Origin of the sequence: Floridaenema aerugineum BLCC-F46 (genome assembly GCF_041929345.1) — a bacterium.
GTDB lineage: Bacteria > Cyanobacteriota > Cyanobacteriia > Cyanobacteriales > Aerosakkonemataceae > Floridanema > Floridanema aerugineum.
Genome location: NZ_JBHFNQ010000234.1, coordinates 23,600 through 44,127 on the forward strand (window position 1 = coordinate 23,600; position 20,528 = coordinate 44,127).

The window sequence follows — 20,528 nt, forward strand, 5'->3', positions numbered from 1 at the left end:
CTTGTAGCCTCAAGGATTTCGCTTAAGCAACCATGTTAAAAATACTACTAGTTAACGAGAATAGCCAGCACTCAAATTCAGCATTTTCAGCCACAGACAAAAGGAACAACAGTATATTAATTTTATGTTCCTGTTTGATCGGTTACACAACCTTCACCTAAAGAAGGAATTATTTTGCGTTGACGCATATCATAGCGATCGCCGTAACTGAGAATGTGAACCCTCAAATTATAAATACTGATTGGATCGGTAGCACCGACATAAGGTTGATTGGTATAAGACATTTCTGCGGGATCGACAATGGTGACTGTACCTTTTCCTAATACCTGAATGATGCCGTCTCCTTCAAATAAAGCGCAGGTATCTTCATCAATACCGATCCCCAAGCGATCGGGATGGGCGGAAACAGCACTCATTAATCTTGCCATGCGATTCCGATTGTGGAAATGTTGATCGACAATTACTTCTGGTAAGAAACCTAAACCCGTCGCCATATCTACTAAAGAACGGTTGGGACATTCGCCACTTCCACCACCTGCGATCATGTGGTGTCCCATTACCGCTGCACCTGCGCTAGTTCCGGCTAAAGTCAGTCTACCTTGCCAAACACCCAAGCGTAATTTTTCCATAAAGGGCGTATCAGCCAGCAGCCCGCATAATCTCAGCTGATCGCCGCCTGTCATAAATACGCCTGTACAAACTTCTAAGAATTCATGGTAAGCGGGTTCTTCGCACTGGACGCGATCGCGAATATCCAACAACTCGATCCGCTTCGCCCCCATATCCTGAAATATCGATCGGTATCTTTCGCCAATAATCGCAGGTTCACGGGAAGCTGATGGTATGATTGCTATTTGAGCATCACTTCCCCCAGAACGATTAAAGAAAGCGTGGAGAATCTCTCTACCATGTACTTTATCTTCAGCACCACCAATCACCATCACTGCTGTTTTCATGGGTTGGGGCTTTCTCTGTTCCTGTACTTGAACTTCTAATTGCAGCATTCTATGTTTCCTCTTCTCCGGTTAGCCTGAGTTTTAAGCCATACTTGACAAATGTTTATTCTCCTCATTTTTAGTCCTGAGTTCCACCTTCTCATCTCCTGCGATTATGAAGAGAAAGCTAACAATCCTAAAGTAAGTAACTCCCTACTCAGAATTCAGTACTAGTATGGTTAACGCTCTAGATCGTAATCTTTAACACATAATAGTAGTTTATAAAACCTATTATTAAACATTTATGAATTTTTTTGTCCTTGGTTGTGAGAAATTAGCCAATATTTACAAATTAGGGAGATCTGACAATCTGATAGTATCGAGATCAAAAATTTGCCAGCCTGCAATTTAAACGAATTGGTAATGAGTCCTAATTTTTAACACTATTATTGTAAGCTTTTGGTAACTTTTATAGCTAAACTATACAGTTGTTCCTTTAAAATTGTAAAATTGTGCGGATAGATGTTGTTACCCTGTTTCCCGATTTTTTCACCTCCCCTCTGAGTTCGGGGTTGTTGGGTAAAGCTTTAGCGAAACAGATTGCTGCTGTAAATCTGGTAAATCCCAGAGATTATGCCACAGATAAGCATCGTCGAGTAGATGACGAACCTTACGGTGGTGGCGTGGGAATGTTAATGAAGCCAGAACCGATCTTTGCGGCTGTGGAATCTTTGCCAATTTTACCAAAAAGAGATGTGATTTTAATGACTCCCCAAGGGGAAACTCTCAATCAACCATTATTAAAAGAATTGGCGACAAATTATGACCAACTTGTAATTATTTGTGGTCATTACGAAGGGGTTGATGAACGAGTGTTAAATTTAGTGACTCGTGAGGTATCTTTGGGAGATTTTATCTTAACTTGTGGAGAAATTCCCGCATTAACGTTAATTAATGGTGTAGTACGGTTACTACCTGGAACGGTGGGGAAAGAAGAATCTTTGAAAACCGAAAGTTTTGAAGCTATTTTGTTAGATTACCCGCAATACACCCGCCCGCCGGAATTTCGCGGTTGGCGTGTTCCAGATGTATTACTATCAGGAAATCACGCTCAGATTGCCCGTTGGAGATTGCAACAGCAAATTGAGAGAACTCGCGATCGTCGTCCTGATTTATATAATATTTGGTTGGAACGATCGGGCGGGGAAGCCGCTGATTAAACCAGAAAATAGAAAATTTTGAGTTGCATCTATCCCAAGACAGAAAATATATAAAGAAATATTAAGAAAGCAAATTGTCTGTGCGGGCAGGGGCAACCTAGATCGAGAACTAAGATCGGAGTAAAGCTTCTTTATTTGAAATATGAAAATGAAATCTAAGTTGCAATTTTGGTGTACAGCTGCCCTTTCCGTTTTGCTAGTTAATGCAGTCAACATTGAGTTTACGCCAACACACAAACAGGTAAGCTTAAATGTGGGTCAGGAAGCATTAGCTAAACGTGGCGGGGGGCGCAGTGGTGGGGGTTCTTTCAATAGGTCTTCGCCTTCCCGCAGTGCTCCGAGTCGAGGATTTTCTGATAATGATTCAGGAGGTTATCGCAATAGTCCTACTTATACAAGTCCGACGAATGTATATGTTGCGCCCGGTGGTTATTATGGCGGGGGCTACGGTTACTATTTTTCACCGTTGCCGATGATTGTGTTAGTTTTAATGCTGGGATTTTTTGTGTTTGTGCTTGCTTCCAGCCTGAAAAAGTCAGCTAGCGGCAATAACAGTTCTGGTGAGGAAATAGTAACTTATTCGACTGGCAACAAAGAGTTAGATAATAATATTGTTACTGTGACTAAAGTGCAAATAGGGTTATTAGCACAAGCCCATGCTGTCCAAAAACAATTAACAGATTTAAGCTTGCAAATTGATACGAGTACTCCTGAAGGATTAACCGAATTAATGCAGGAATCTGTGTTAGCATTGTTGCGAACTCCAGAAAATTGGACGCACGTTTCTGCTAGTTCTAAAACGGTGAAGAGTCGGTCAGAAGCGGAAAAACTCTTCAATCAAATTTCCATAGAAGAACGCACGAAATTTAGTGCAGAAACCTTGTCTAATGTTAAGGGGAAAGTTCGCCAACTTAAACAAGATGTTAAACCAGATCAAGAACCTGGGACATACATTGTTGTTACTTTATTAATTGGCACAGAAAACGATCGCCCTTTGTTTGGCGATGTTTACTCAATCCAAGATTTGAAGCAAGCATTAGAAAAAATTGCGGCGACTCCACCAGAATATCTTTCCATTTTTGAGTTACTTTGGACTCCGCAATCTGAGACAGAAAGCCTAACTTATGATGAAATGTTAAGTGAGTACGCAAATATGATGCAGATAGCATGAACATTCGCATAGGTAACGGTTACGATATACATCGATTAGTATCTGGACGACCTTTGATTTTGGGAGGTGTCCAGATTTCTCATGAATTGGGGTTATTGGGACATAGCGATGCTGATGTCCTGACTCACGCCATAATGGATGCAATGCTGGGGGCGTTGAGTTTGGGGGATATCGGTCATTATTTTCCGCCCAGCGATCCGAAATGGGCGGGGGCTGATAGTTTAATGTTGTTAAGTCAGGTCGATCGACTTGTCCGGGAAAAAGGTTGGCGAGTAAGTAATATTGACTCGGTAATAGTGGCGGAACGCCCGAAATTGAAACCGCATATTTCGGCAATGCGCGATCGCATAGCAACTGTTTTAGAATTAAAACCTGACCAAGTTGGCATTAAAGCCACTACTAACGAAAAATTAGGCCCTGAAGGAAGGGAAGAAGGAATTTGTGCCTATTCTGTAGCTTTGCTGGTAGCAGCTGATTAAATCACTTGAAACCTGAGATTTGTTAAAAGGATTGAAGTAATGGAAACAGCAAATTATATTCCTCAAAGACAGATAGATATTATCGCCTACAATAGTGAAGAACAAGCAATTTTAATTGCTGAGGTAAAAGCTTTAGGATTTAAAAATCATCAAGCAAAACAGCAAGCTTTCTCCCAACTAAAGTCTTACTGGCAATCTTTGAATCCAGTTATCCCTTTTGTGATGTTAGCTGATTTGTCAGAGATTGAAATTTTTTCAGGAGAAAGTGTTAATGTCTCAGAACCTTTGTTGACTCTCAAAACTGCGGATGTACTTAGCCACTACGATCCTGAATTTGCTAATAAACGAATTTTTGATCCATATTTTGAAACATTGTTGGAAGCGTGGTTACGAGATTTAGCTTATCATTGGAAATCAGAAAAGCCACCTGCATCAGATAGAGTAGAAGAAATTGGTTTATTACAACTGTTAGCGGATGGAACAACAAAATCTGAGGTAGTGTTGGAAAGTGATATCGCAAATAAGTCTTTCACAACCGGAGACTTTGATGGTTAAAGATGATCTTATAGATAATTTGATTATCAAATTCATATTAAATCATGCAACTTTACATCCAGATGAGAGCAAAGTTTTTCTAAGTGGAAACACTAGAGATTTTGGCACGCCAGCAGTTCAACAAGTTCTGCGTGATGCAGGTATAAATTATTTTAGCAGAACCCAAAATTTTCTGGGTTGGCTACAGACTCAGTAGATTAGCTAATTTTTAGAGAAGATAAAAGATGAGATACTCGGCTATTAAAAGAATAAGAGTTTTGGGATTTTTGTTGGTGTTGTTGTTCATGGGCGCGATCGCCCTTACCAGTTGTAACGCCTTAAGAATAAAAAGTGCAAGTGCCCAAGTTCCGCAAGTTGTTACTAGCGTACTTAGCGATCCGAAAACTTTTAATCCGCCTTTCGTTCAGGAAGCACCTAGTCCTACTAGCGTGATGTTTGAAGGGTTGGTTACGGAAAATGGATTAACAGGTAAAATTGAACCAGCTTTAGCTCAATCTTGGGCAATTTCGGAAGATAAGAAAAAGATAGTTTTTACTATTAAACCGAATTTGAAATGGTCAGATGGCAAACCTTTAACGGTAGATGATGTAATTTTTACTTACAATGAAGTTTACTTGAATGAAGCAATTCCCACTGATACTAGAGATGTATTGAGAATTGGTCAAAATCGCGCTTTACCAACAGTTAAAAAATTAGACGATCGGAGAATAGAATTTACTGTTCCTGAACCTTTTGCCCCATTTTTAAGAGTGACTGGAGTGCCGATATTACCAGCACATATTTTAAGGAAATATGTTAATGAGAAAAACCGAGATGGTAAACCTGTATTTCTGACAACTTGGGGAGTTGCTACACCGCCTAGCGAAATAGTAGTTAATGGGCCATACACTTTAGAAAGATACGACACAAGTCAGCGGATTATCTTTAAGCGAAATCCTTATTTTTGGCGGAAAGATAGCCAAGGTAAGCAACAGCCATATATTGAAAGAATGGTTTGGCAAATTGTAGAATCGACCGATGTTTCTTTAATGCAATTCCGTTCAGGAAGTTTGGATTCGATCGCTATATCACCAGACATCTTTTCTCTAGTAAAGCGAGAAGAGAAACGGGGTAACTTTACAATTTATAATGGTGGGCCTGCTTCGGGAACAAATTTTATTTCCTTTAACTTAAATAAGGCGAAAAATGCCAAGGGAGAGCCAATTGTAAATCCGGTTAAGTCGCGATGGTTTAATAGTAAGGAGTTTCGGCAAGCGGTGGCTTATGCGATCGATCGCCAAACCATGATTAACAACACTTTTCGCGGATTAGGTAAACCACAAAATTCTCCTATTTCCGTACAAAGTCCCTATTACCTACCTCCAGAAAAAGGGCTAAAAGTTTATGATTACAATCCCGAAAAAGCTAAGGAATTGCTGTTAAAAGCGGGATTCAAATATAACGCTGACGGGCAATTATTAGATGGGGATGGTAATCGTGTCCGCTTCACATTGATGACGAATAGTGGTAACAAAATTCGGGAAGCAATGGGCGCACAAATCAAGCAAGATTTGAGTAAAATAGGGATTCAAGTTGATTTTACGCCAATTAATTTTGGCACCTTGGTAGATAAACTTTCTAATACTAGAGATTGGGAAAGTTATTTACTAGGATTAACTGGAGGAGTGGAACCAAACGATGGTGCTAATGTTTGGAATAGCACAGGTGGCTTACATAGTTTTAACCAAGGGCCAATGCCAGGTCAACCGCCGATAACTGGTTGGGTAGTTTCTGATTGGGAAAAAGAGATCGATCGCCTAATGATTGCCGGAGCACAAGAATTAGACGAAACTAAGCGTAAAGAAATTTATGCTCAATTCCAGAATATTGTGCAGGAAGAAGTCCCAGTAATTTACTTGGTTAATCCTTTATCATTGGCAGCTGTGCGAAATCGGATTAAAGGCATAAAATACTCAGCACTAGGCGGCGCATTCTGGAACCTTTACGAACTACCCTTAGCCGAAAATTAGATCGGCTAAAATCGAAAATCCAAAATCCAAAATTTAAAATCGAATGACTCAACCCGAAGCATTACAATCTTTACTAGAAGCAGTTGCAAATGGTAGAGTTAGCCCAGATGTGGCAATGGAAAAACTCAAGCATTTTGCTTTTGAATCAGTGGGCGATTTTGCCAGAATCGATCATCATCGACAACTGCGAACAGGATTTCCTGAAGTGATTTGGGGACCCGGTAAAACACCCGATCAAATTGCCCAAATTTTTCAGGCAATGCGACAAGAAAATCCGGTAGTAATGGCAACTAGAATTACTCCCGAAGTTTACGCCGAAGTACAAGAAAAAGTTCCTCAGCTTTACTATTACCCAAATGCCCGAATTTGTGCCACCGTTCCCGCTGCTTTAGAACCCCAATATTCCGGGACAATTGGCATTCTTTCTGCCGGAACAGCTGACTTGCCAGTGGCGGAAGAAGCAGCAGTTACCGCCGAACTTTCCGGTTTTCAGGTAAAGCGTCTCTGGGATGTGGGAGTTGCAGGAATTCACCGTTTGCTGAATAACCGCCACGTCATCGCCCAATCTAATGTGTTAATTGTCGTTGCAGGGATGGAAGGCGCTTTGCCTAGCGTGGTGGCAGGTTTGGCAGATTGTCCGGTGATTGCGGTTCCCACCAGCGTTGGTTATGGCGCGAGTTTTGGCGGTCTTGCCCCGCTCTTGACAATGTTGAATTCTTGTGCTGCGGGAGTAGGCGTAGTCAACATTGATAATGGTTTTGGCGCAGCAATTTTGGCAGGACAAATTCTGAGGACGGCGCGTAAGATTAGTTTAATGGCTGAGTAACTGGGGACTGGGGATTGGGGACTGGGACTGGGGACTGGGAAAATTTCTCTATTTCTGCTCTGTGTGTCCTCTGTGCCTGGAGTGGTTCAAAAAATTTAGTGTTCCGATTATATGCGAAATTCCGCTAATAATTTTCTGGTTTTGCGGGTTGGTTTAATTGTATTGATTGTTAGTTGTTTATAGTTGTTAAACAGCAGGGAAAGGCGATCGAGATTTTCTTTTGCCAAGATCGATCGCGTTTCTCTCAAGGAATTACAGGTTTTATTTACCGTTCAGATGGCAAAGATATATCTAATCAACAGATTAGAAAACTTAAAAAAAATTGGTTTTGGCAAAAGTGAAGTACAAAGCAGATCCCCGACTTATTGAAGAAGTCGGGGATCTAGTTTGCACAATTAAACAAACACGGATAACCATTTGGGATAAGCATAGGAATTTACTAAATTTAATTCTAGTTCGGGGAAGGTTTGAAACAGTTTTTTAGCGACAGTCTCTAAATTAGAAATTAACTTGTCATCTGTTCCCGAAGCTTCAAAACCTAAACTCCACCAAGGATGGTGATTAACAATTAGTTGGGTAAGTTCTACGTTACAACCTTCTTGAGAAGTTTCTGCTGTGGAGGCTGGAGTTAAACTATAATCATCAGCGACTAGATAGCGAATTTGCGATCGCACTTTTTCCACCTTCACCCATTGTCCTTTAGCAACTATCTCTGGAGTAATTAAACTCTCTAATTTCGCATCTTCACAAGTGGTTTTTATCCATTTTTCGGCTACACCTATTAGATCATTTCTTAACTGCAAAATTCCAAATTCTGTGACTCGCAACTTAGTTTCTAAACGATTTTGCCGGACTTTCACCCCCAAAAATTCACATCCAGGTATTAGTAAATACAAATCCTCTCGTTCTTCTATTGTTTGACGATTTTCCCTAAGTACATCCACAGTAAACCAATTTTCAATTGCTGGTGGTACTTTACCCCGATCGAACCATCTAATTTCGCTAGTAGTCAGCATTACCTGTTCTCCGAAAATTCTTAGTTCCGAAAAAGTGTCCCATAAATGGGAAAATATAACCGCCTAGAAAATTACAACATCGATCGAGGGAATCTGACAAATGCTCAAACGAATTGTAGCGCTACTATTAATTGTACTGACTGTCACCTTGAGTGGTTGCGTTTCGCCTACAGGCGGGTTGAAAAGCTATACTGATACCAGCGACGGATACCAGTTCTTATATCCTAATGGTTGGATTCCGGTGCAAGTAGCAAATGGCCCTGATGTGGTGTTTCATGATTTAATTGAAGAAACAGAAAATGTGAGCGTGGTAATTAGTCCAGTTGCATCAGGTAAAACTCTTCAAGAATTGGGAAGTCCGGGTGAGGTAGGATACAAATTATCCAAAAGTGCGATCGCACCTCCGGGATCGGGAAGAGAAGCAGAATTAGTTAATGCAGAAGCAAGAGAAGGTGGCGGAAAAACTTATTACCTTTTGGAATATGCAGTGAAATTGCCTACTCAAGAACGACATAATCTCGCTAGTGTAGTTGTTAGTAACGGGAAACTTTACACTTTTAATGCTTCAACTACAGAAAAGCGATGGAAAAATGTAAAAGATCAGTTCCAGCAAGTTGTTGATTCATTCCAAGTTTATTAAATTAGTCATTTGTCATTGGTCATTTGTCATTGGGAAGTAATTCCTGACTTTTGGCAAATGACTAGCAACAAGTAGGAGACAGATAGAAACGGATGCAAAAATATTGCTATAACAAATGACAAATAACAAATAACAAATGACCAATGACTAATAACAAAATGCCAACATTTATTTTAGCTTCGGCTTCTCCGGCGCGTCGTCGCCTGTTACAAAATGTGGGAATTAATCCAATTGTTTTACCTAGTGATTTTGATGAGTCGCTGGTGAATATTAGCAATCCTCAAGAATTGGTAAAAACTTTGGCGTTGCGAAAGGGGGAAACTGTGGCAGCGCAACAAACACAGGGGTTAGTGTTAGGTTGTGATTCAGTTTTGGCAATTAATGGGGAGATTTACGGAAAACCAGCTGATGCAGATGAAGCGATCGCACGTTGGCAAAAAATGCGATCTAAAGTTGGCGAGTTGTTAACAGGTCATGCTTTAATCGATTTACAACAGGGCAAAACCTTAGTCCGTTGTCAGGTGACAGAAGTTTACTTTGCTTCTGTTAGCGATCGGCAAATTGCTGCTTATGTCGCCACTGGCGAACCCCTCAAATGCGCGGGATGCTTTGCATTAGAAGGAAAAGGAGGTCTTTTCATCGAAAAAATCTCCGGTTGTCACAGTAACGTGATCGGACTCAGCTTACCTCTACTGCGTCAGATGTTAGATCAACTCGGATACGATGTCACCGACTTTTGGGGTTTTTAGCCTACTTAATTGTTAAAAATAGTTAAACAAAAGAGTGGGTTTATTGGAAGATATGTGGGAATACTAGTGTTAGATGGAACAGAACTAAGGTGAAATTTGCAGCTGTTTTGCTTTTGTAAATTTTTGAGATGCGCTCAATTAAACATTTTTTCACCTTAGTAAAATTCTTGCTCAAGTTCTTCTTTTCTATCCCTGGTTTCAGGTTATGACTGAACTCAATTCGCCAACAACTCACCTTGCTGAATCCAATACTGCTAAAAGTATGCTGGAAAAATTACCCCCACCTGCCAGAGAATGGGCTGAAAGTCTACCTTGGGAACAACGCCGTTATGTTTTGTCTTTGTGTCATTTATTATGTGCTGCTTCGCCAGAAGTACAAGCTGACTTTTTAGATGATTACACCGCTGATGGTTTAGTTGCTCGAATGTTACAAGATCGAGACGCACAACAGCTATTAGAAAGTTACTTGCGGAGTTTTTACATTAAAACGGAAATTAATCAGGCACTTCTTAAAAGATATGTTCGGCAATCTTTTATTCATTCCTCTCAAGATTTACGCCGCCAGCCTGATTTATATTTGGAATCAGCTTTACGTTTAGTTCTAAGTACTAAAGAACGAAACAGCGTTTTCAATTACATCTTAGGATTTGAGTTGTTGAAAATGATTTTCCAAATGAGTTGGGCGCAACATGAACGATTAACAGCTTTGCAAAAATCTCCGGCAACTTTTATTAAACATATCATCAAACCTATCCAAAAATCACATAGATTGAATGGCGTAATTGTCCCCAAGCATGAAAAAGTTTTCTTTGAAAAACATGATTACTTTGTGCAATTACCGAAGATCCCAGACAAGCGCCTAATTGAGTTTGTCATGTTTACTTTTTCTACTGAAGTTGTTAGCGATTTTGGATTTTCTATAATTCGCCATCCTCATTCTTTGATGTTTGATTATGAATACATTTTTCAATCGGAAAAGGAAGGCATTTTTACCCAAGGATTTGGCAGTGAGTAGGGGCAGAGTGCCAAGTTTGCTTTTAAGGTAGGGGCGATCGCATAGCTTGTCCCTAGAAAGAATTATTCCCATTTTTTAACCCAGTAAATCCCAACATTAAACCCCGGCTATTAAGATCTGGCATCATCTATTGAGAATACCTTTAAACCATTTTTCCACGCGATCGCCCATCGCCTCTAAAGAATATGTTGCTTCTGCTTGTTCCCTACAAGCATAGCGATCGATTTCATTTAACCGACCAATAGCATCCACCAAACCTGGCACACTATCCGGTTCTACCAAAAAGCCAGTTTTACCCTCCTGGACAATTTCTGTTAAACCACCCCGCCGATAAGCAATTAAAGGCACTCCACAGGCTAACGCTTCAATGGCAACATTACCAAAAGCTTCTACCCAACGGGGAGTTACTAACAAAGCTAGACATTTACCTAATTCTTGTTGTAACTCGATCGTAGGTAAAAAGCCCATGTATTCTATTGGCGTATCTGGGTAGTATTGAAAAATCTTCTGCCAGTAACTTTCATCCTGTTTCATCCCAAAAATTTTCAAAGGAATACCTGTGATTTTTGCTGCCGCTACAGCATCTTCTAGTCCTTTTTCCGGTGCTATTCTACCTACCCAAGCTAAGGTTTGACTTGGTTGATTACAAAACTGATAAATAGATAAATCCATACCATTTAGCAAACAAGTGCATTGCTGTTTCAACTCAAAAGTCGCTGCTTGTGTTTGAGTATGAAAGCCAATAGTACCTGGAAATTTAGTTGCTACCTGTTCTATTATCTGATCCATTGCATCTGTCAAAGAACCCATACTGATCAGATGAGCGATCGGAGTATGAAAAAATGGTGTCAAATAAAGAGGAAGCCAATCATAAGCAAAATTAACAATTAAATCATAATCAGCTTGCACTTGTCGTGCATATTCCCACATATTTGCCAAAACAGAATTTTTTGGTATAGTAATTGGGCTAGTACGGGTTTGTGTTTGTCCTGGTATCTGTAATTCCCCAGGAATTTCTTTCACAATAAATGGCTGCATTACAGACCCCTGTGGTGCGATAACTTCCACCTTGTATCCTCGTCGCGTCATCTCTTTGGTAATGTTAAATAGTGTCAGTTCAACACCACCTCCAATACCTGTACCTAACGCACCAACAGGAGTAGAAATAAACAATAATTTATCTGCTGATATCTGCATAATTTTATGGCTCTCCCAGACTAGATATCAATATATGACTAGCCACAATAGATTTACTTGTATTCTTGATTTAACTTTTGTTAAGCATACATCATTAGGAGGAATTTTTCCATATAATTTATTTATTTCAACTCGAAAAAGTTGATGATTAATTTGAGGTATGATAAATAAGGTTTATGATTTTAAAACACTTGTTTCTGAATTACGTAATCTTTTTTATCCAAGCACTAGCGGTCAAAAAGAAAGTTTTTATTTTAGGAACTTTCCTCAGCTTGTGTCTAGTATTTTTATCCAGTTGTCAAAATTCCATCAATAAAGAAAATAATATAGTTCATTTGACACTATGGCAAGGTATTAATCCTCCTGCTAATCGGGATGTGTTTGAAAAATTGGTAGATAAATTCAATAAAAAACATCCTGATATTCAAGTTGAATCTCTATTTGTTGGTGGAACAGAACAGCAATTGCCAAAAGTTTTAACAGCAGTCGTCGGTAATGCTCCGCCAGATCTTCTCGTATCCGATCCACAAATTACAGGTCGGTTTGTAGAGTTGGGAGCAATTCGATCGCTAGAAGATTGGCTAGATAAATTACCAATAAAGTCAGAAATTATCCCAAGTACAATTAAGGAATTGTGGCTAGATGGACATCTTTGGTCGGTGCCATATTATAGTGGTAACGTTGCGATTTTTTACCGACCAAAACTATTTGCCGCAGCGGGTATTACTGAGGTTCCTAAAACTTGGAAAGAGTTGCGACAAGTTGCCAAAAAACTAACTATCGATCGCAATGGTGACAATCGCCCAGAACAGTATGGAATGTTATTACCATTAGGTAAGGGAGAATGGACAGTTTTTACTTGGTTTCCTTTTTTGCTGAGTGCCGGAGGAGAAATAGTAGAAAATAATCGTCCTGATTTGACTAATACAGGAGCGATCGCTGCCTTAGAATTTTGGCAAGATTTTATCAAAGATCGATCGGCTTTACTTTCTCTTCCAGATCGCGGTTATGAGGAAGACAATTTTATTAATGGGCGTGTGGCAATGCAGTTGACAGGGCCTTGGACTTATATCATGAAAAGTAAAGTTGATTATGATGTATTTACCATACCTGTTGATAAAAAAAGAGCCACAGTCGGAAGCACCGGAAACGTATTTGTCATGAAAACAACGCCCGAAAGAGAGCAAGCAGCGCTGAAATTTTTAGAGTATGTTTTAAGCGAGCAATTTCAAACTGAATTTAGTATCGGAACTGGTTTTTTGCCAGTTAATATCAAATCTGCCCAAAGTGAAGCTTATCAGAAATTTCTCGCCCAAAAACCTGTGTTAAAAGTCTTTTTAGAACAAATGAAATGGGCGGGAAATCGACCAATTATTGCTGGATATAGCCGTCTCTCAGACAGTCTGGGTCGAGCTATTGAAGCAGCATTGTTAGGTGAGTCTCCTAAAAAAGCCTTACAAAAAGCCCAAGAGCGTATAGAAGTAATTTGGGATAGTTACTAAATCTATATTTTTTAGCCCATGACTTGAGTCGCAGGGGCGACAATAATTACGAATATTCAACCATCCGCTTAACTGTTTCCTGGGAACCTTTAGTGATTTAAGCTACCAACCCAAGCCAGGACAAGGAAAATGCAGAAAGGGAAAGATGAAAGAATATTCTTAGCCACTTCCCCTCTTTTTGCAAATTTGGGATACTCTCAATACTGCTCGGTTAAGAGTAGGGGCGTTCGCGAAGCGTGCCGTAGGCATCAGCATTTGGGCGACAATCGATCGCTTCAAACCCTAGATTTTCTGTCCAAATGCTTCGCCCCTCCACGAGCAAAAATGCTTAACTGAGCAGTATTTGGGATACTCCCCTGCTTTGTGATAAAGTGTTTGTGAAATAATTTTAGATTTATTCCCCAGATAAATCGGATTGCTCTCTCGACCATTTTTGGTTTATATCAAAAATCAAAAGAGAATATTGTTTAACTTTGAAGTTTTTCCCAAGGGAGGTTTTTGATGAAAATTGCTATTGTTGGTTGGGGTTATGCGCCGGAACCACCATTATCAAACTCTATTTATACTTTAATGAATGAATCGAAAAGATTTTTAGAAAATCTGGGGCATACCGTTGATTTTTTTAATGAGAAAGATCCTGACATAACTATCAAATACCTGAATGAGGGGAATTATGATTTCATCCATTCACACGCTATTACTTTTATAGACAGGTTTAATCAAAAACTTCAGCAAAAATATTGTTTAACCTGCCATTATGGTTACTTATTGAAAGAAGATAAATGGGAAGAACAATTTAAACAAGCTTTTGCCTCTTTCATGAGCGTGCCTGGGATAATTACTCCTTCTCGTCTAACAGAAGAGTTTTTTAGAAACAAAGGATATTCTGGATATATCAAAGTTCAACCTAACGGGATTGATACTGAAAAGTTGAATTTTAAAGAAAAAGGGAATAATAAAGCCGTTTGTTTAGGTTGGATTCAACCAAGAAAACAACAGAGATTACTGGCAGAAACGATCGATGGAAAGATAGAGTTAGATTTTGTTGGGCCTTTAGACGATCCTGATTTTAGAGAAGGAAAGACGACAAAACATTTAGGAATGTGGAGTTTACCACAAGTTTATGCTAATCTCACAAATTATAGCTGTTTAGTGTTAATTAGTGATGGAGAAGTTGCACCACTCGTAGTACTGGAAGCGATGGCAGCAGGTTTATGTGTTGTTGTTTCTGAATCAGCTAGTGCTAACTTACACGACAAAGATTTTATTCGAGTTTTGCCAGATGATATATTAACTAATTCTACAGCAAAAAATCAACAAATTGTTTGTGATACAATCGGGGAGTTAATTGAAAAGAACCAATTTTATCGGCATGAAATTGTAGAATATGCCAAACAAAATTTTGATTTTCGTCACCTAATTAAAAACTATGTTCAGATTATTGACGAATTTACAAGCTTTTGCTAAAAATAGCTTATTAATTAGTCATTAGTCATCTCTCTTTACAACCGTAAATGAGTCGCCAGAGTTAATTTTAAAGGTTGACCTAGAAGCGAAATTTTAGAGCCGCCTTTACATGACCCGCTGGAGTAGTGTTGTCCCTATAAGGAAGAAAAGATGAATAAAGAAACAGTAGAAGTTATTGACAGAGAATTGTTAACAGATAGAGATTATGTTTCCCCTGGTTTTGAAATTATCAAGCCAGACAAATGTTTCCCTAATATGATTGCGGAAGATACCAGTGCTTCCGATTGGCCTTATCTAAGACGGGAAATTCCTCACAATTGGTATGTGGATCAAAGAAACACCTATGTGGGATTTCTCAGTCGAGATGAAGCCAATATTGTTTATAATACTGCCCAAAAATTTAGAGGTAAAAGAGCTTTAGAAATTGGCTGTTGGTATGGTTGGTCTGCCTGTCATATAGCTTTAGCAGGAGTGGAATTAGATGTCATTGACCCTCTATTAGCCAAAGAAGATATCTATGAAAGTGTAACTAATTCTCTGCAATGTGCAGGTGTGATGGACTTGGTTAATCTAGTCATCGGTTATAGCCCACAAAAAGTAGAGGAATTAGCACAACAATTACAACGCAAGTGGTCGTTCTTTTTTATTGATGGCTCTCATGATGCTCCAAGTCCACTCAATGATGCGATAATCTGCGAACAATTGGCAGAGACAGATGCTTTAATTTTATTTCATGATTTGAATTCTCCCGAAGTTGCTGAAGGTTTAGATTACTTAAAACAGAAAGGGTGGAATACAATGATCTATCAAACTATGCAAATCATGGGAGTTGCTTGGCGGGGGAATATTGAGCCAGTTCAACATCAACCCGACCCCAAAGTGAATTGGAATTTACCAGAGCATTTACAAAACTATTCAGTAAGTAATTTATCAGCTGATTTAGTCAACGAATTCCTGGAAATTGTTACGGCTATCCGACCCTATACCTTATTAGGTGAAGCACGTTTATTTTCACTCTACTCTCTAGCCAAGAAAGTTTGTATAGAAGATATTCCCGGAAACTTTGTTGAATGTGGAAGTTGTAAAGGGGGAGCAGCAGCACTTTTAGCATTCGTAATTAAGCACTACAGCCTTCGCCCACGCTTACTTTATGCCTGTGATACTTTTGAAGGAATGCCTGAACCAAGTGAAGTTGATATATACAACGGAATACCCGCAAATCTCACAGGATTTGGAGTTGGCGCTTTAAAAGCTCCAATCGCAGAAAATATAAAGTCGATTTGCACATTGTTAAACGTCGAAGATATTGTTGTACCTGTTAAAGGTTTGTTTGCTGAAACATTGCCTCAATATAAATCAGAGATCGGTAATATTGCCTTACTACACGCTGATGGAGACTGGTATGAATCAACAATGGACATCTTTAATACACTTTATGACAGCGTTGTTCCTAATGGTCTGATTCAGGTGGATGACTACGGTTATTGGGACGGTTGCAAGAAAGCTTTACATGATTTTGAACGTTTGAGAGGAGAACAATTTAACCTTCATCGAATTGACTATACTGCGGTATGGTTTAAGAAAGGAAATTTTCTACCAAATTAAGGTTATTGACTAATTTACAATTTTTTGCTAAAAGTAGCTTGTTTAATTGGTCATTAGTTATCTTTAATTTCCAATTTCAGCTAATAGCCTCTTTGTGATAAAATTGGCAAAAATAACAACCTTTATCGCCAATATTAATTCAAATTCAAACATGGTATATTCTCCTCTTTTGTGGCAACCTCAGAAAATTCGCGCAGACTTACATAACCACACATCTGCTCTACCAACCTCCTTAATTTGGCATCCAACAGACTTTTATGGGATTTTGTTTGGTTGTTTTGAATCTGATGGAGAAGTTCAAGAACATCCAGTAACAATGCTGACTCGATTCGAGCCGGGTGGGTTTTTCCCGTTGCATGGTCATCCAGGTGGAGAGGAAATTTTGGTACTTGAAGGAAACTTCCAAGACGAAACAGGTGTGCATCCACCAGGAACTTATATGCTGAATCCTGAAGGCTTTATCCACCGCCCCTTTAGTGATGAAGGATGTCTAACTTTTGTTAAATTACGCCAACACGGTGGCAAGACTCGTCAGCAAGTAAGAACGAATATTTTCGAGTTGCCTTGGCAAACTGGAACTGTGGCAGAAATTGAGGTTCAACCCATCTACGAGCAAGAGGGATACTCAGAAAAAGTCTGGATTGAACGGTGGCAGCCTGGTACTAAGTTATCTAATGTCGTTGAGACTGAGCTTAAAGAAATCTTTGTTATCCAAGGAACTTGGAGTGATGACTTCGGGGATTACCCAACTTACAGTTGGCTACGGTATGCACCAAATTGCCCTTATAACCCGGCTTCAAAAGATGGTTGTCTTATTTACGTTAAGACATATCCTGCCGATAATACAACGAGGTTTATTGTTGGGGAAGATTTCCGACATCCTGGGGAAACCGATGTTTGACATCTCCCCTAGTTAGAAACGCAGGGGATTCTAAAAGGATGTTGCTACGAAGGGCACTGCTTTTGTGAGGCATCGTTCTGTGAAGGAAGAATCTCCCGTCACAGCGTAGGGGTAATTCATGAATTACCCCTACGACGGTGAGAGTGTCAAAGCCACTCTTCCTGAATTTTCACTCCCCGACTTACCATTGTTTGCTCAAACAAATCGGTGGAAAGTGCTTGTTCTACAGGCCAAACTCCGGGTTTTTTCAGTTTACCATCTAAGATTAATTCGGCTATACTACCTGTTCCATAACCTGCGGCTATTGCGGTATTTTGATGGACTAAAGTAGAACAATATTTAGTGTTTTTTCCATCTTTTTGCCCGGTGACTTCGGAACGAATGGCTACACCTATTCCGCTAAAGCGATCGCTAAAGTTAGTCATTTTAAAACTAACATTTGCTAAAAACTCAATTACATTAGGATTTTGAATCCAACTAGTAGGCCAAGTTTTCGCTACCCACCAAGTAAGATAATTGTAAAAATCGGGTACAGAACCGAATTTTGTAATTACAGTTTGGACGGGGAAAGTATCAGGAAGGGTAAAGGTTTCTGGCATATCGTACCAGTAAACGCCTGTGTTTCCGTAGGGTGCGGGGAATTCTACAGTTTCGCGATCGCTATAAGGTTTCAACTCTTGCCATTTTCCATCAATCCACGCCACAAACGGACGTTGCAAACCTAAAAAAGTGGTTCGCATTACGGTAATTCCTGCGCCACCAGATCCCGAAACTACATAACTTAAATGAATCTTTTCTGCTTTGTCTAATTGTTCGACACCTTGGCGCACCATGCTATTAGAAATACCGGGGAATATTCCTGTATTTACAATTGCGGTAATTCCCGCCTTTTCCGCCGCCGATTTATATTCTAATGCTTTACTGGTGAACGATCGATGATCGCTAACATCCAAATAATCAGCACCCTCTTCAATACAAGTCTTTAAAACGTTAGCATCGCGGTAATGAAATGGTCCTGCACAATGAATGACTATTTTGCTAGTAGTAATTGCCTCTCTTAGTTTCTCTTTCTCCGCCAAATCTAAAGCCAAAAAATTGACTTTATTACCTAATTTTCCTGCTACCTTAGTTCCCGTTTCTACATCTCTGCCAGTAATAGTAACATCTGCCTTTGTGTGGTTGACTAAATCCGCTGCCACACTGCTACCAATTCTGCCGCTTCCTCCAATGATTAAAATTTTGTCATTCATGTTAAAAATGCTCTTTCGTTAACTGTAATTAAGAAATTAGTAGGAGTTCTAAATTTAGATTTTATTCAGAACCCCTACCAAGTTAAAAGGTCTTAAAAATCGATTTTGCCGTTGATTTAATCGAGTTTGCCGCATCAGTTAAAGTTTGGGCAAAAGGTTGTTGAGAATGCAGGAAAACGCGAGCGCAATTTCTTCCTGGCATTCCCGAAATTGAACCACCGGGATGAGTCCCCGCACCACTAAGAAATAGTCCTTCAATTGGGGTTTTGTAATTAGCTAATTCTGGCAAAGGACGGAGAAACACCATTTGATCCAAGGTCATATCGATGTGGTAGTAATTACCTTTATATGCTCCCAAACGTTCGCCTAATTCTGCGGGACTTTCGACGCGACGGGCGAAAGTTGCAGTCTTTACATTGGGGGCGTATTCTGCTAGTTTATCGATGACGCGATCGGCAACTTTATTCTTCAATTCATCCGTCCAACCTGTACCATTTAAACCAGTTCCTTCCGCCCCAAAAACATTATAAGGCGCAAAGAATTCAATCCAAACAGTATGTTTTCCATCCGGTGCCATCGAAGGATCTAACATTGTTGGTTGTACCACATACATCGATGGGTTTTCTAAAGGAATTTTACCAACAGAAGGGTCACTGTGAGCAATCTCTACCTGTCTCACTGTATCAGCAATTAACACTGAACCAATTAAATATTCATCTCTGTGATTATGATGCACAAAGCGCAAAGGTTCATCCATTGCCAAGTCAATTTTTAGGATAGTTTCATTGTTATTGACAATGCGACGTTCTAAGCGTTCCCGCAAATCTGGATCGGCAGCATCTACATCACTTTCATCCATTAATTGCAAGAACACCCGCCTTGCATCAATGTTAGAAATTACCCCCCGGTTTGCTCGATATTCTGTGCCACCAGCTACCCGCACCCCAACAGCTTGACCATTATCAACCAAGATTCTTTCTACTTTTTGATCGGTGAGAATTTTGCCACCCAAACTAGTAACTAAATTCACCAAAGCTTTAACTAAAGCACCAGTCCCACCTTTAGGTCTAGCCATACCTGGATTATGACGCATTGCCATCATAATTGCCCCAATACCGAGATTTTTTTGGGAAGGAGGCGCACCTAATTCTGATGATAATCTTGCTAAAGGTGCTTTAATAAATTCCTCATCAAACCATTCGTTCAAGATATCTTCAGCACTAGTTAGCATGGTACGCAAAAAGTCAAGGGTTTTGTTAGTAGAACCAATGACGGAAATTAAATCTTTGATTTTTTTTAGATCGTAGTTACCAAGAATATCAACTACTGATTTTGGTGGGGCATTAAACATGGGAATCATTGCCCCGATCGCTCTTTGCCAAAAGTTAGTAAATTCGGCATATTTTTTAGCATCTCGTTCATTGTAACGGGCAATTTCCGCACAAGTTTTTTCTAAAGAACGGTGCGCTAAAAAGTATTTCCCATCTGGATGAGGACAGAATACAACTGGGTCGCAAAATAGATATTCTAAACCGTATTTTTCCAGTTCTAATTCTTGAACTACAGGCCCTAAATGAATAAATTCATGATCGATCGCACAAAGGTTAAATTTGAAACCAGGCGCTTTGTCTGGGATGACTTCTTCTGTAGTTGCTGCACCTCCAGGAACAGAGCGTTTTTCTAATAATAAAACACTGTATCCTGCTTTTAAGAGATAGGCAGCACAAACCAACCCATTGTGACCTGCGCCAATAATTACCACATCGTAAGTTTCCATCTATCCAACTCCGGGCAGTAGTCTATTTCCTCAATTATAAGAAAATAAATAAATGTAAAAAATCTGTCAAATTACAGAAGTTTTTAGTATGGCGATCGCGCAACCAAACAAAAAATTTAAGGTACGTTGTTGGCGGGGGCGGCGCCTGTTAGCGAGGGGAGGCGGCCCCCACCACCCAATGTTTTAGTTTTAAGCGGACATAAGGCCCGTGGTT

At 39.7% G+C, this 20,528-nt stretch carries 20 protein-coding genes; 15 read left to right on the plus strand and 5 right to left on the minus strand.

Features of this window, described 5'->3' with window-relative positions:
* Positions 1-122: 122 nt before the first annotated feature.
* Positions 123-1,004 carry a cyanophycinase gene (locus tag ACE1CC_RS32720; protein ID WP_413274619.1) on the minus strand — a complete coding sequence of 294 codons (882 nt, stop codon included), beginning with the start codon at positions 1,002-1,004 and terminating at the stop codon, positions 123-125.
* A gap of 443 nt (positions 1,005-1,447) precedes the next feature.
* Between ACE1CC_RS32720 and trmD the strand changes: the two genes are divergently transcribed.
* From trmD to ACE1CC_RS32760, 8 genes are all read left to right on the plus strand, one after another.
* Positions 1,448-2,155 carry a tRNA (guanosine(37)-N1)-methyltransferase TrmD gene (gene trmD / locus ACE1CC_RS32725; RefSeq protein ID WP_413274620.1) on the plus strand — a complete coding sequence of 236 codons (708 nt, stop codon included), beginning with the start codon at positions 1,448-1,450 and terminating at the stop codon, positions 2,153-2,155.
* Between the two features lie 148 nt (positions 2,156-2,303).
* The gene (locus ACE1CC_RS32730; RefSeq protein ID WP_413274621.1) at positions 2,304-3,326 is read left to right on the plus strand and encodes a DUF1517 domain-containing protein; all 1,023 of its coding nucleotides are present in this window, start codon (positions 2,304-2,306) and stop codon (positions 3,324-3,326) included.
* A complete protein-coding gene (gene ispF / locus ACE1CC_RS32735) occupies positions 3,323-3,805 on the plus strand; it encodes a 2-C-methyl-D-erythritol 2,4-cyclodiphosphate synthase (protein WP_413274622.1) in 483 nt (160 codons plus the stop codon). The genes ACE1CC_RS32730 and ispF overlap by 4 nt, the downstream gene beginning before the upstream one ends.
* Positions 3,806-3,844: 39 nt before the next feature.
* Positions 3,845-4,360: a type I restriction enzyme HsdR N-terminal domain-containing protein gene (locus tag ACE1CC_RS32740; RefSeq protein ID WP_413274623.1), complete on the plus strand. Its 516-nt coding sequence runs from the start codon at positions 3,845-3,847 to the stop codon at positions 4,358-4,360.
* Complete coding sequence (locus ACE1CC_RS32745; protein ID WP_413274624.1) at positions 4,353-4,556, plus strand: hypothetical protein; 204 nt, start codon at positions 4,353-4,355, stop codon at positions 4,554-4,556. The genes ACE1CC_RS32740 and ACE1CC_RS32745 overlap by 8 nt, the downstream gene beginning before the upstream one ends.
* 28 nt (positions 4,557-4,584) lie before the next feature.
* Positions 4,585-6,369, plus strand: coding sequence for an ABC transporter substrate-binding protein (locus ACE1CC_RS32750; RefSeq protein WP_413274625.1), 1,785 nt, complete (start codon positions 4,585-4,587; stop codon positions 6,367-6,369).
* A 43-nt stretch (positions 6,370-6,412) separates the two neighbouring features.
* A complete protein-coding gene (gene larB, locus ACE1CC_RS32755) occupies positions 6,413-7,195 on the plus strand; it encodes a nickel pincer cofactor biosynthesis protein LarB (protein ID WP_413274626.1) in 783 nt (260 codons plus the stop codon).
* 173 nt (positions 7,196-7,368) lie between these two features.
* Entirely contained in the window at positions 7,369-7,536 is a 168-nt protein-coding gene (locus ACE1CC_RS32760) for a hypothetical protein (protein WP_413274627.1), read from the plus strand.
* Between the two features lie 54 nt (positions 7,537-7,590).
* Here ACE1CC_RS32760 and ACE1CC_RS32765 read toward each other — a convergent pair whose 3' ends face one another.
* Entirely contained in the window at positions 7,591-8,211 is a 621-nt protein-coding gene (locus tag ACE1CC_RS32765; RefSeq protein WP_413274628.1) for a hypothetical protein, read from the minus strand.
* Positions 8,212-8,311: 100 nt separating this feature from the next.
* On the opposite strand from ACE1CC_RS32765, the gene psbP reads away from it, so the two are divergent.
* From psbP to ACE1CC_RS32780, 3 genes are all read left to right on the plus strand, one after another.
* A complete protein-coding gene (psbP, locus tag ACE1CC_RS32770; protein WP_413274629.1) occupies positions 8,312-8,851 on the plus strand; it encodes a photosystem II reaction center PsbP in 540 nt (179 codons plus the stop codon).
* Between the two features lie 143 nt (positions 8,852-8,994).
* Entirely contained in the window at positions 8,995-9,600 is a 606-nt protein-coding gene (locus ACE1CC_RS32775; protein WP_413274630.1) for a Maf family protein, read from the plus strand.
* A gap of 205 nt (positions 9,601-9,805) precedes the next feature.
* Positions 9,806-10,615 carry a cobyrinic acid a,c-diamide synthase gene (locus ACE1CC_RS32780; RefSeq protein WP_413274631.1) on the plus strand — a complete coding sequence of 270 codons (810 nt, stop codon included), beginning with the start codon at positions 9,806-9,808 and terminating at the stop codon, positions 10,613-10,615.
* Between the two features lie 123 nt (positions 10,616-10,738).
* Here the strand turns inward: ACE1CC_RS32780 and ACE1CC_RS32785 are convergent, their stop codons facing one another.
* Positions 10,739-11,812: a glycosyltransferase family 4 protein gene (locus ACE1CC_RS32785; RefSeq protein WP_413274632.1), complete on the minus strand. Its 1,074-nt coding sequence runs from the start codon at positions 11,810-11,812 to the stop codon at positions 10,739-10,741.
* 176 nt (positions 11,813-11,988) lie between these two features.
* Here ACE1CC_RS32785 and ACE1CC_RS32790 point away from each other — a divergent pair, with 176 nt between their 5' ends.
* From ACE1CC_RS32790 to ACE1CC_RS32805, 4 genes are all read left to right on the plus strand, one after another.
* A complete protein-coding gene (locus ACE1CC_RS32790) occupies positions 11,989-13,314 on the plus strand; it encodes an ABC transporter substrate-binding protein (protein WP_413274633.1) in 1,326 nt (441 codons plus the stop codon).
* Between the two features lie 501 nt (positions 13,315-13,815).
* Positions 13,816-14,781, plus strand: a complete 966-nt coding sequence (locus ACE1CC_RS32795) for a glycosyltransferase (protein ID WP_413274634.1) — start codon at positions 13,816-13,818, stop codon at positions 14,779-14,781.
* A gap of 150 nt (positions 14,782-14,931) precedes the next feature.
* Positions 14,932-16,386 (plus strand): class I SAM-dependent methyltransferase, encoded by a 1,455-nt coding sequence (locus tag ACE1CC_RS32800; RefSeq protein WP_413274635.1) that lies wholly within the window; start codon positions 14,932-14,934, stop codon positions 16,384-16,386.
* 151 nt (positions 16,387-16,537) lie between these two features.
* A complete protein-coding gene (locus tag ACE1CC_RS32805; RefSeq protein WP_413274636.1) occupies positions 16,538-17,287 on the plus strand; it encodes a cupin domain-containing protein in 750 nt (249 codons plus the stop codon).
* A 146-nt stretch (positions 17,288-17,433) separates the two neighbouring features.
* On the opposite strand, the gene ACE1CC_RS32810 is transcribed toward ACE1CC_RS32805, so the two are convergent.
* Together ACE1CC_RS32810 and crtO are read right to left on the minus strand one after the other, a co-directional pair.
* On the minus strand, positions 17,434-18,537 hold the full coding sequence (locus ACE1CC_RS32810) for a saccharopine dehydrogenase family protein (protein ID WP_413274637.1): 1,104 nt from the start codon (positions 18,535-18,537) through the stop codon (positions 17,434-17,436).
* Positions 18,538-18,619: 82 nt separating this feature from the next.
* Positions 18,620-20,314: a beta-carotene ketolase CrtO gene (gene crtO, locus ACE1CC_RS32815; protein ID WP_413274638.1), complete on the minus strand. Its 1,695-nt coding sequence runs from the start codon at positions 20,312-20,314 to the stop codon at positions 18,620-18,622.
* Positions 20,315-20,528: the final 214 nt, after the last annotated feature.